The 12,513-nt window shown below is 44.9% G+C and carries 7 protein-coding genes; 4 read left to right on the top strand and 3 right to left on the bottom strand.

Translation table 11 applies throughout. The features are described 5' to 3' along the window. The first annotated feature begins 99 nt into the window (after positions 1–99). The 3 genes from GGQ95_RS00970 to GGQ95_RS00960 all read left to right on the top strand — a co-directional run bounded on the left by GGQ95_RS00970 (position 100) and on the right by GGQ95_RS00960 (position 4,395). Positions 100–1,122, top strand: coding sequence for a LacI family DNA-binding transcriptional regulator (locus tag GGQ95_RS00970; protein WP_044745456.1), 1,023 nt, complete (start codon positions 100–102; stop codon positions 1,120–1,122). A gap of 268 nt (positions 1,123–1,390) precedes the next feature. Continuing rightward, on the top strand, positions 1,391–2,941 hold the full coding sequence (locus GGQ95_RS00965) for a gluconokinase (RefSeq protein ID WP_183186240.1): 1,551 nt from the start codon (positions 1,391–1,393) through the stop codon (positions 2,939–2,941). Positions 2,942–3,045: 104 nt separating this feature from the next. After that, the gene (locus GGQ95_RS00960) at positions 3,046–4,395 is read left to right on the top strand and encodes a GntP family permease (RefSeq protein WP_183186239.1); all 1,350 of its coding nucleotides are present in this window, start codon (positions 3,046–3,048) and stop codon (positions 4,393–4,395) included. 91 nt (positions 4,396–4,486) lie between these two features. Here GGQ95_RS00960 and GGQ95_RS00955 read toward each other — a convergent pair whose 3' ends face one another. The 3 genes from GGQ95_RS00955 to gltC all read right to left on the bottom strand — a co-directional run bounded on the left by GGQ95_RS00955 (position 4,487) and on the right by gltC (position 7,798). Continuing rightward, positions 4,487–5,866 (bottom strand): amino acid permease, encoded by a 1,380-nt coding sequence (locus tag GGQ95_RS00955; RefSeq protein ID WP_066147526.1) that lies wholly within the window; start codon positions 5,864–5,866, stop codon positions 4,487–4,489. Between the two features lie 823 nt (positions 5,867–6,689). Next, the gene (locus GGQ95_RS00950; protein WP_156450500.1) at positions 6,690–6,845 is read right to left on the bottom strand and encodes a hypothetical protein; all 156 of its coding nucleotides are present in this window, start codon (positions 6,843–6,845) and stop codon (positions 6,690–6,692) included. Between the two features lie 50 nt (positions 6,846–6,895). Continuing rightward, on the bottom strand, positions 6,896–7,798 hold the full coding sequence (gene gltC, locus GGQ95_RS00945; protein WP_066147528.1) for a glutamate biosynthesis transcriptional regulator GltC: 903 nt from the start codon (positions 7,796–7,798) through the stop codon (positions 6,896–6,898). 132 nt (positions 7,799–7,930) lie between these two features. Between gltC and gltB the strand changes: the two genes are divergently transcribed. Further along, entirely contained in the window at positions 7,931–12,493 is a 4,563-nt protein-coding gene (gene gltB / locus GGQ95_RS00940; RefSeq protein WP_183186238.1) for a glutamate synthase large subunit, read from the top strand. Positions 12,494–12,513: the final 20 nt, after the last annotated feature.

Here is a 12,513-nt window from a genome sequence, read left to right as displayed (position 1 = left end):
TTTCAAATGATATATAATTTAACTAAACCGGTTTATAAAATAATTTGTTTGTTTGCTTGTTTACTAAATCGATTTAGTATCAGGAAAGTAGGGATATCCTTGCAAAAAATTACAATGGCCGACGTGGCGAAAGCAGCGAATGTTTCCAAAAGTACAGTTTCCCAGTATTTAAATAAGCGTTATGAATATATGAGTGAAGAGACGAAAAAACGTATTGCGCAAGCGATTGAAGAACTTGGCTATCAACCGAACTTTGTCGCACGGAGCCTAAAGCAAAAATCTACTTCTACGATCGGTGTCATTGTTTTTAATATTTTACATATGCTAACAACACAGGTGCTTCGGGCGATTGAAGACGTATGTCAAGAACGGGATTTTCATGTCATTGTATGCAACACCGATGATGATCCGGAGAAAGAAAAAAAGTATATTGAAATGCTAAGAGCCAAGCAGGTTGATGGATTAATTATTTTTCCGACAGGAAGAAACTATGAATGGTATGAAAAGATGGTCAATGAATCGTTTCCGCTTGTATTTGTCGATCGCACGGTTCCAGATCTGCCTGTGGATGCGGTTCTCTTGGATAACTATAAAGCAGCTAAACTTGCGGTGGATCATTTGGCTGATGTAGGATACGAACGGATTGGAATCGTAACCCCTCCGCTTGTATCGTATAACATTCCAAGAACGGAGAGGGTGGAAGGCTTTAAGCTAGCTGTAAAGGCGAGAGGACTACAGGTAATGGATGAGTACATCGTGAATCTGGAGATCCCTTGCATCAAGGAAGGGCTGACGAAGCTTTTTCGGTCTGGCTGTCCGCCACAAGCGTTGTTTGCGATTAATGATTTAACATTGATGGAGGTACTTCATTTTGTTCAAGAAAATCAGCTCCGCATTCCGTATGACATCGCTCTTATTAGCATTGACGATGTACCGTTTGCTTCCATTTATACCCCAACTTTAACGACAATTGCCCAACCAGCGTTTGAAATGGGAAGGAAAGCAGCGGAACGGTTGTTTCAAAAGATAGAGCGCAGCCATGAAGAAAAAGAGCCGCAAATTTTACGATTGGAGCCCGTGCTAAAAAAACGCCAGTCTGTGTCATGGCATTCAAACCTATGACAACCTGAGGACAAATGGAAGCAATCGAGTATGTGTGGGGCTGATCAGGCATTTTGATCTTAATATGGTTATTAACTTGTGATCCCACGAAGCAGTGGAAAAAATCTGTCATTCTATCATTGCTATGTGGATGTAACTTCACAGGCGAACATTTGCGTGATGGAGCTTCAACCGTTTTTGACGGTTGTTTTCCTTATACGGATGCATACAGATATTTTTAAACCAATCCATCTTATAGAGAACAGACAAGAAAAAGGAGCGGGTGACCGTGAACAACAGCAGAAATGTCGTCATCGGAGTCGATATTGGCACAACAAGTACAAAAGCGGTGGTGTTTGGCAAATTTAGCCAAGTCGTTTCATCCGCTTCATTTGATTATCCTATTATACAGCCGCATCCTGGCTGGGCAGAGCAGGATCCTGACCTCATTTTTTCTGCCGTTGTCCGAAGTGTAAACGCTGCCATAAAAAAAGCGGGTATTCGGCCTGCTCAAGTTAAAGCTTTAGGATTTAGCGCGGCGATGCATTCGCTGATTGCCCTAGATGAACAAGGGATTCCTTTGACGCGCTGTTTAATCTGGGCAGATAATCGAAGCGCTGCGCAGTCGGAGAGGCTGTTGGATGAAATGAAAGGATTAGAGATTTATCAACGGACAGGAACTCCTGTCCATCCGATGTCTCCTTTGCCTAAATTGCTTTGGATGAAAGAAGAGCAGCCGCCATTATTTCGGCAGGCCCATAAATTTGTATCGATTAAGGAATATGTTATTTATCGGCTATATGAACAATACGTTGTAGATTATTCGACCGCCTCCGCAACCGGGCTTTTCCATCTTGACACATTGGACTGGGACGACGGTGTTCTACATTTGCTCGGAGTGACGAAACAGCATTTATCCCGCCCTGTTCCAGTAACTTATATTTTGCAAGGAATGAAAAAAGAATGGGCAGAACAAATGGGAGTAGACCAAGGAATCCCTGCCGTGATCGGGGCGAGTGACGGGGTACTTGCCAACGTTGGAGTAGGGGCCGTTTCTCCTGGAGAAGCGGCGATTACGATCGGGACAAGCGGTGCTGTACGTACGATTTCCTCTGTGCCAAAAACAGATTTAAGAGGGCGGACATTTTGTTATGCGCTGACCGATCATCATTGGATCGTCGGCGGGCCAACTAATAATGGAGGAATTTTGTTAAGATGGCTGCGCGATGAGTTTGGCGGTCAGGAACGAGAGGTGGCTAAAAAGCTGGGAATGGATCCATATGATCTTTTGACACAGTATGCCGAAACCGTCCCGGCAGGCTCAGAAGGGTTAGTATTTCTTCCGTTTCTCTCGGGAGAACGGGCGCCATATTGGAATGCGAAGGCGCGAGGAACCTTCTTTGGAATTAGTCTTCATCATAAGCGCGAGCATTTTATTCGTGCGGTGATGGAGGGCGTGTGTCTGAGCATCCTTTCTGTCGTTCTAGCCATCCGCGATGTGACCGGTTCGCTGTCGGAGATACGCGTATCAGGCGGGTTTGCAAAATCGGCATTTTGGCGGCAAATGCTCTCCGATATGCTGGGGAAAGAGCTGCTTGTTCCGGAAACGCACGAAGCGTCAGCGCTGGGAGCGGCGGTTATGGCGCTTTATGCGCTTGGCGACCTTTCGTCATTGGAAGAGGTTAAGCAGTGGGTTCATATTCAAGCGACCCATGTTCCGAACGAGAAAAATACAGCGGTTTATTTGGAACTATTTGATTTATATGAGCGGTTGTACCAGCGATTGAAAGATGAATTTGGCGCTCTTAGCGCATTTCAAGCAAAATATTCACGAAAATAGGATAGATGTTGACAACGATCGGATGATCAAACCTAAGCCGAATAGGTGCATTCTTTATGATTCATCGAAACTAAACCGATTTAGTTGAACAGGAGGATAAGGGGATGGGAATGGTTATTGTGATTGCGGCGATTGTCATTTTGCTTCTTTTAATTACTGTTGCAAAGCTTCATCCGTTTGTTGCGTTAATATTGACCGCAGTTGGTGTTGGTCTAGCGATGGGGATGCCCCTCATTGCTCCTTCCGATGAAGTGCCTGGTATTATTGATTCGATTAAAGCAGGGCTTGGCAACACTCTTGGATTTTTGGCGATTGTGTTAGCGCTTGGAACGATGCTCGGAAAAATGATGGCAGAGTCAGGAGGGGCAGAACGAATTGCCAAGACGCTCATTCAGCGCTTTGGACAAAAAAGAGTGCATTGGGCTATGATGGTTGTCGCTTTTTTAGTGGGGATTCCGGTATTTTTCCAAGTGGGATTTGTGCTATTAGTTCCGCTTGTATTTACGATTGCCATGGAAACGGGCATCTCGCTTATTACCGTTGGTGTTCCGCTTGTTGCGGGATTATCGGTTGTACATGGGCTCGTTCCGCCGCACCCGGCTGCGATGGCTGCGGTTGGCATCTTTCAAGCAGATGTTGGCTTAACCATTTTGTATTCATTCATTGTTGGATTACCAACAGCCATTATTGCAGGGCCGTTGTTTGGAAAATGGATCGGTGCGCGCCTGCATAAGAAAGTGCCGGATGAAATGGCTGAGCAGTTGGTGCTGCATCATGAAGCGAAGGAACTTCCAAGCTTCGCAAACACACTGTTTACGATTTTGCTGCCAGTTCTTTTAATGTTGATGGCCTCGATCGCCAATGTTGCCTTCGACCAGGAGACAGAAGCCGCGAAGGTGATCCGCTTTATTGGCGACCCGATCGTTGCTTTATTGATTGCAACCGTTTACTCTTTCTTTAGCCTTGGATATGCACGCGGATGGAAGCGTGATAAAGTGTTAAAGCTAGCGAACGACTGCCTTGGTCCCGTGGCCAATATTTTGCTTGTCATTGGCGCTGGCGGAGCATTTAACAAGGTGTTGCTTGATTCGGGAATCGGCACACAAATTGCGGAAGCGGCTCAGCATTCGCATATTTCGCCGCTATTGCTAGGCTGGGGGATTGCGGCGCTTATTCGCATTGCCACAGGATCGGCTACAGTTTCCATGATGACTGCTGCCGGCATTGTGGCGCCGATTGCTTCCAGTATTCCAGGAACTAATATGGAGCTTCTTGTGCTGGCGACAGGCGCTGGCTCCCTCATTTTGTCACATGTCAATGACTCGGGATTCTGGATGATTAAGGAATATTTTGGCATGACCGTCAAAGAGACGCTGATGACGTGGACCGCTCTTGAGACCATCATTTCGGTGGTAGCATTAGGATTGCTCGCATTATTAAATCTGATTGTTTAACTTACCTATAAACAAGCCGGACTCTAAAGGGAATGGCATAATGAAGAGGCCAGTCAATGACTGGCCTCTTGCTGTTCAAGTGGTTCATTTTTTAAAGATTGGCGGCCGAGCGGTTGTTTGGTTTGTTGGGCTGTTTCGTCTTTGCTTTGACTATAAAAGAGAATAAAATAAGCAGACAAAGCGTTACAAGGCAAACCGCTGAACCGATCCAATTGTTTTGATTAAACAGAAAAGAAATGAAAATGGAAGATAAAGACAATGCGGCAAAACTAGTTAAGTACGGGAATCCCTTGACATGAAATGCCGGGATTTGTTGATAACGAAACCGCAGCTTTAACTGGGCCAAGCAAATACCGATCCACAATAAAAGAACAGTAAATCCAGGAATGCTCATTAAATAACTGATAATTTGTCCGGGAGCGATATAAGCCAAAAATAAACCGATGATAATACAGATGGCTGCAATCGTGAGCCCAATAATGGGTACCCCTTGCTTATTTACTTTTAATAAAGCTTTTGGCGCTTCGCCGTTTTGTGCCATTGAATATAACATTCTCGAAGTTGCATATACTCCCGAGTTCGCCGCTGATAGAACAGCTGTCACTAAAACAAAGTTCATAATATGGGCCGCTCCTGGCAACCCGGTCATATCTAATACTTGGACAAATGGACTGTTTTCGCCTGTCACTTTATCCCACGGCATTAAACCGCAAATAATAAGCATAGGGAGCATATAAAACAAAATCACTCGCCACATCGTTCCTTTCACTACTTTTGGCAGCACTTGTTCCGCATTTTTTGTTTCTGTCACGGCGACGCCGATTAACTCCGCACCGCCATATGAGAACATCACCACTAAGAGGGCACTTAGCACCCCTGTTATTCCGTGAGGGAAAAAGCCGCCGTGATCCGTGTAATGAGAGAGCGCATCGATTGTTTGTCCTGGGATGATGTTTGTTAACAGCAAACAGCCCAAAACAATAAAGGCGGTTAACGCCAAAATTTTAATGGCGGCAAACCAAAACTCAATTTCTCCATAATATTTCACTTGAACAAAGTTAATGGCGAAAATGAAGCTGGCGCAAAGCAAGCTTAAAAGCCATAGCGGAATGGCTGGAAACCAATATTGCAGAAAGCTACCTGCTGCTAAAATTTCAACGATGATAACAATCGTCCAGTTGATCCAGTAGAGCCAGCCCGCAATAAAAGAGACATGAAAGCCAAACGCCTTATCTATCAGGTGCTGAACATTTGAGTTTGGATGGGCGATGGCCATTTCCGCTAATGCCGACATGACGATAAATAAAAGCAAGCCCCCTAATAAATAAGCAAAAACAACCCCAGGTCCCGCGATTGATAGCGTGTCTGAACTGCCTTTAAAGATGCCGGTGCCAATCATTCCAGCTAAAGCAATAAATTGGACATGCCTAGGCAGCAGTCCCCGCTTTAAGTCTTGCTGACGATTTTCCATGCTGTTCCTTCCTTTCTTCTCTTTTGCTGAAAAAATAAGCGATAGTTTCAAGAAATTTTTCTATAACTTTAATACTTAAACGCTTTTATGCTTTTATGCGTTTAAGTAAAAAATATGTTACTAGAATATAATAGTTTGATTTGCTTTGTCAATAGAAGGATAGAGATACCAATGGTGCTAGTTGAGCGTCACATGCAACCATATAAATCGGCATTAAAAAATGGACATAAATGAAAAGCGACAATGAACCAAAAGCATCACAGAAAATCGTGTGTGGATCCTGAGAATGAACGGACATCTATATAAAAATAAAATACGATAAAAGCAAGCATTTAAAAAACGGGAAGGTGATTGGTTTTATATATAGTAGCGGTGGCATGGATATGGAGTGCGACGGTTGTTTTCGTCATGTGCAGGTGCAACGAAAAGGCAAGTGGCTGACTGGCCTTGCAATCGCGTTTTTTACAGATGGGATTCGTTCAATCTTTATATAGTTAGCTTCTATATTATATTTATGCTTAGATCTTACATGTTGAAAAAATGTCATGATTACGGGGGGATGGAAAGAATCTTTTATCTTTGTGGAGAAATAGAACTTTTCAGGTCAGGAGCTTGGAGGTTGTATCGATTTTTTTAGAGTCCGTTCGCTCCCTTTCCAAGTGTATGGCGGGCACCGTCATGAAAATAGTGAGAAACATGGTATAGATGAAACATTTGATATGAAGTTTGCGCCTTTTCAACGGTCGGAGGCTTTCTTCCGACCGTTGAAAAAATGGGGATTCTGCTTTGGAATGGGTCTTCTTATAGGTGTGGTTAGGTTCGTTTACAGGCCTGATGGATGGGATGGATAGATCGAATCATCCATTGGTTTGCTTTGATTGTGTTCATCACGTTTTTTTAGGCTAGGAGAGCTTCCTAAAAAGTTCATGATGACAACCGCTCCAGACAACAAAAGAACTGCTCCGACAAAAAGTTCCATTCTCAACACCTCCTTATGTTTATTATAGCATTTTTTGTAATTTTCTATCATTATTTATATCGCTCTAAAACGGAGAAAAATTGCTTCACAAACTCATAAAATACTTTCACAGATGGCGCCGGCTCGTGATAATCAGAAAGAATAATGCCGACATTTCGTTTGACGTCAGGCATGGAAATCGGAATTTTCACGGTAAAGCGCGGCATTGTATCATAAAATGTATTCTCAGGAAGCAGGGTGACGCCAATGCCGGCAGACACAAGCCCTTTAATGGCATCTAAATCTTCTCCCTCAGATGAGATGATTGGCGAAAATCCAGCCTGCTTACAAGCATCAAGCACAATTTTATGCAAAATGTAACCGGCTGGAAAAGTAACAAACGGCTCGTGGCGCAGTTCATTCAGCAGCAGGCTTTCTTTTTTGGCAAACCGGTGATTTTGCGGCAGCAGCACGGCAAAAGATTCAATAAATAGAATCTCTTTTTTGATTCCTTTTTCCTCGGTCGGGACAGGTCCGAGGAAGGCAAGATCGATCTCTCTTTTTTTCACGGCTTCAATTAAAAATCGATAAGATCCTTGACGCAAATGAAATTTTACGTTTGGATGCCGCTCTTTGAAGGCGGAGATCACCATTGGCATGGTGTGACTTGCCAAGCTAGAAGGGAAGCCAATTTTAATTGTTCCTTGCTCTGGATCTAAATATTCATCGATTTGCTGCTTGGCATGGTCGACTGCTCGCAGCACCGTTTCGGCATGCGGAAGAAAGTAACGGCCAACCGGAGTAAGCCTCACATTTCTCCCGTCCCGTTCAAACAGTTGGACGCCGAGCTCAGCCTCTAAATTAGCGATTTGGCGGCTGATGGCGGATTGGGCGACATGAAGCACTTCAGCGGTTTCTGATACGTGTTCGCGCTTGGCGACTTCAACAAAGTATTTTAGCTGCCTTAGCTCCATTTTTGTTCTCTCCTTCTCATTTATCTCAAAATGAGATTGATTTAATCTGAATTATATATTGTTTATATCATTTTTGGAAACTAAAATTACAATAACAGACTTTATCGGTAAAAGGAATGGGGGAGAAGACAAATGAAACATTACGGATTACCGCAAGCACAAGGTCTCTACCGTCCTGAATTTGAACATGACGCATGTGGCATCGGCTTATATGCCCATCTTAAAGGAAAGCCATCCCATGATATTGTAAAAAAAGGACTTCATATGCTGCGCCAGCTTGAGCATCGCGGCGGGCAAGGAAGCGATCCAGAAACAGGAGACGGCGCCGGCATTATGGTACAAATTCCGCACGATTATTTTCGACAGGTTTGTGGGAAAATGCACCTTCCTGAAAAAGGGAGATATGGTGTTGGGATGGTATTTTTGCCGGAAAACGAGCAGGAGCGGATCGATTATGAACATAAAATTAATGAGATCATTCAAAATGAAGGACAAACATTATTAGGATGGCGGACGGTACCTGTGGATATCAGAAAACTCGGAAAACAGGCTGAGCAGACAAAGCCGTACATCCGCCAAGTATTTATTGAAGCGAGCCGTGATCTTGTCGATCAGCTTGCTTTTGAAAGAAAGCTGTATATCATACGCAAGCAAGCGGAAAAGCTGATTTCTGACAGCGAATTTTATTTTGCTAGCTTATCGAGCCGCACCATTGTTTATAAAGGCTTGTTAACTCCGGATCAGCTTGATGAGTTCTATGTTGATCTTCAAGACGAACGGTTTCAATCGGCCTTTGCCCTTGTGCATTCTCGCTTCAGCACCAATACGTTCCCAAGCTGGGAAAGAGCCCATCCAAACCGTTATTTGATTCATAATGGTGAGATTAACACGTTGCGCGGGAATATCAATTGGATGGCAGCGCGAGAAAAACAATTTGTCTCCGAGCTTTTTGGCGATGATTTAGCGAAAATCACTCCGATTTTAGATATGAATGGCAGCGACTCATCCATTTTAGATAACGCATTTGAATTTTTTGTTCTAGCGGGCAAAAAGCCGGCACATGCGGCGATGATGCTGATTCCAGAGCCGTGGTTTTGGGATCATGAGATGGATGACGAGAAAAAAGCATTTTATGAATATTATAGCTGTTTAATGGAGCCGTGGGATGGACCTACCGCCATTGTGTTTACAGACGGGAAACAGATCGGGGCGATTTTAGATCGCAATGGGTTGAGACCAGCCCGTTATTATGTCACAAAAGATGATTACATCGTTCTTTCGTCAGAAGTAGGAGTGATTGAATTAGAACCGGAAAACATTTTGTATAAAGATCGTCTGAGCCCAGGAAAAATGCTGTTAATCGATTTGGAAGAGGGAAGAATTATTTCCGATGAGGAGGTCAAAGCAGAAATTGCCAAAGAGCAGCCGTATCGGCAATGGCTTCAAGAACAGTTGATATCGTTGGAAGACTTGCCAATTCCAGAGCAAATGGAGCAGGTGGAGGAGCTGGTTGTCAAGCAGAAGGCGTTTGGCTATACACACGAAGATGTGGAAAAGACGATTTTCACAATGATCAAAGATGGGAAGGATCCTGTCGGAGCTATGGGGAATGACACGCCGCTTGCGGTGTTATCAGATCAGCCGCAAAGCTTGTTTAACTACTTTAAGCAGTTGTTTGCGCAAGTGACGAATCCGCCGATCGATTCGCTTCGTGAATACATCGTCACCTCCACGATGACACTCCTCGGAAAAGAAGGAAATATTCTTCATCCGGATGCATCAGCGGCCCGCCGCATCCGCTTAGACTCTCCGATTCTTTTGAATGAAGAGCTTGCTGCGCTTAAAGCGAATCCGTACCCAGAGTTTCGCTGTGCTGTGCTGCCGTCATTATTCACAGATCATTTAAAACAGGCACTCGATCAGCTTTGTGAAGCGGCGGATGCTGCCATAAGAGAAGGAAAAACGCTTCTTATTCTCTCTGATCGCGGCATGGATGAGCAGCATATCGCTATTCCGCCGCTTTTGGCGGTGAGTGCACTTCATCAGCATTTAATTCGCAAAGGAACGCGCACGAATGCAAGCATTATCATCGAATGCGGGGAAGCGCGAGAGGTTCATCATTTTGCGGCCTTGATCGGATATGGGGCTGATGCAGTGAATCCTTATTTGGCTTTAGAAACGATTCGCGACGCGATCCAAAAAGAAGTGCTTGCTTATTCTTACAAGGATGCGGTGAGCAAATATAAAAAAGCAGCGACAGATGGTGTGGTCAAGGTTATGTCGAAAATGGGGATTTCGACTGTGCAAAGTTATCGGGGAGCACAAATTTTTGAAGCGGTCGGCATCGGCGAAGAAGTGATAAATCAGTATTTTACTGGAACCGCCTCACAAATCGGTGGAATCGGGCTAAATGAGATTGCATTAGAAACGAAATTGCGCCATGAGCGAGCATTCCAGTCAACGGAACGGGAAGCGACACTGGATTCGGGCAGCGAGTTCCAGTGGCGAAGAAACGGTGAGCATCATGCGTTTAATCCAAAGACGATTCATACGCTTCAATGGGCTTGCCGAAAAAACGACTATCAGCTCTTTAAGGAATATAGCAAAATGGCAAATGAAGAACGCATGACATTTTTGCGAAATTTGTTCGAATTTGATAAAACGAGAAAACCGGTTCCAATCGAAGAAGTAGAGCCGGTAGAGTCGATCGTGCGCCGCTTTAAAACAGGAGCGATGTCCTATGGCTCATTGAGCCAGGAAGCTCATGAAGCGCTGGCGATCGCGATGAACCGCATTGGCGGGAAAAGCAATAGCGGCGAAGGCGGAGAGGACCCAAGCCGATACGTTCTTGATGAAAATGGCGATCTTCGTAAAAGCGCCATTAAACAAATCGCTTCAGGCCGTTTTGGGGTGAAAAGCCATTATTTGGTTCATGCGGATGAGCTGCAAATCAAAATGGCACAAGGAGCAAAGCCTGGCGAAGGAGGACAACTGCCAGGAAACAAAGTGTATCCTTGGATCGGCAAGGTTCGCGGTTCTACGCCGGGAGTTGAGCTAATCTCTCCACCTCCACATCATGATATTTATTCAATCGAAGACTTAGCTCAGCTTATTTATGACTTAAAAAACGCGAATCGAAAAGCGCGTATTAGCGTCAAACTTGTTTCGAAGGCTGGAGTGGGAACGATTGCGGCAGGTGTGGCTAAAGGGGCGGCCGATGTCATTGTTATTAGCGGCTATGATGGCGGTACAGGAGCGTCGCCGAAAACAAGTATTAAGCATGCAGGCCTTCCGTGGGAGCTGGGGCTTGCTGAAACGCATCAAACGCTCATGTTAAATGGTCTGCGCGACCGCGTTGTTTTGGAAACAGACGGCAAGCTGATGACAGGTCGCGATGTGGTGATGGCTGCTCTTTTCGGTGCTGAAGAATTTGGATTTGCTACAGCGCCGCTGGTGGTTCTCGGCTGTATCATGATGAGAGTCTGTCATTTAGATACATGTCCGGTTGGGGTGGCTACGCAAAATCCGGAGCTGCGCGAAAAATTTATGGGAAAACCAGAGCATGTTGTGAATTTTATGTATTTCATCGCTCAAGAAGTAAGAGAAATGATGGCAGAGCTCGGTTTTCGGACCATCGATGAAATGGTTGGACGCGTCGATGTATTAAAAGTGAGCGATCGTATGAAGCAGCATTGGAAAGCCAAGCATCTTGATCTATCTCGATTGCTCTATCAAGTGGATGGACCGCGTACTTTTGCGCGACCGCAATACCATAAAATCGAAGAGTCGCTTGATTGTCATGAGCTGTTGCCGGTTGCTGCTTCAGCGCTAGAGAATGGGGAGCCAGCAGAGAAGCATCTTTCTATCCGAAATATCCATCGCACAGTTGGAGCGATTGTCGGCAGCGAAATATCGAAGCGCTATGGCGAAGAAGGGCTTCCTGAAGATACTATACGCTTCCATTTTTATGGATCTGCTGGTCAAAGCTTTGCGGCATTTGTGCCAACAGGAATGACAATGACCTTGACCGGTGACGCCAATGACTATATTGGAAAAGGGCTTTCTGGAGGAAAAGTGATTGTTCTTCCGCCAGAGGAAGCCGCTTTCTCTTCGGGTGATAACGTTATAGTCGGGAATGTCGCGTTTTATGGGGCCACTAGCGGCGAAGCCTATATTCGCGGACGGGCAGGAGAGCGATTCTGCGTAAGAAATAGCGGCGTGAATGCGGTTGTCGAAGGAATCGGCGATCATGGCTGTGAATATATGACAGGAGGGCGTGTTGTCATACTGGGGGCCGTCGGTAAAAATTTTGCGGCGGGAATGTCTGGCGGTATCGCCTATGTATTGGCCGATTACGCGGAACAATTTATGCGTACAGCGAACAAGGAAATGGTATTGTTTGAGAAGCTGGAAAATGAAGAAGAAATCAAGCGGGTACGAGAAATGATGACGAAGCATTATCAATATACCGGCAGTCCAAGAGCCGCTCATGTATTGGCTCATTGGGAGGAATTTGTCGCGAAATTTATCAAAGTCATCCCGAAAAACTACAAATTAATGATAGAAACAATCGAAGAAATGGAACGTTCAGGTCTCTCGAAGGAAAAAGCGCTTTTGACGGCATTCGAAGTGGTGGCAAAGCAAAAAAAGTCGATTGACATTCAGCATGCAAATTTAGAGGCGATCGCAAAATAGGCGATAGCCTCTGCACAGCG

Origin of the sequence: Anoxybacteroides rupiense (assembly GCF_014196195.1) — a bacterium.
Classification (GTDB): Bacteria; Bacillota; Bacilli; order Bacillales; family Anoxybacillaceae; genus Anoxybacteroides; species Anoxybacteroides rupiense.
The sequence above is the reverse complement of the archived record's forward strand: the minus strand, read 5'-3'. Positions and strand labels throughout refer to the sequence as shown.

What these genes read in the sequence shown, in the direction of transcription:
- GGQ95_RS00960 (WP_183186239.1), top strand. Translation starts at nt 3,046, where the DNA reads ATGGGAATGGTTATTGTGATTGCGGCGATTGTCATTTTGCTTCTTTTA.
- GGQ95_RS00955 (WP_066147526.1), bottom strand. Translation starts at nt 5,866, where the DNA reads ATGGAAAATCGTCAGCAAGACTTAAAGCGGGGACTGCTGCCTAGGCAT.
- GGQ95_RS00950 (WP_156450500.1), bottom strand. Translation starts at nt 6,845, where the DNA reads ATGGAACTTTTTGTCGGAGCAGTTCTTTTGTTGTCTGGAGCGGTTGTC.
- gltC (WP_066147528.1), bottom strand. Translation starts at nt 7,798, where the DNA reads ATGGAGCTAAGGCAGCTAAAATACTTTGTTGAAGTCGCCAAGCGCGAA.
- gltB (WP_183186238.1), top strand. Translation starts at nt 7,931, where the DNA reads ATGAAACATTACGGATTACCGCAAGCACAAGGTCTCTACCGTCCTGAA.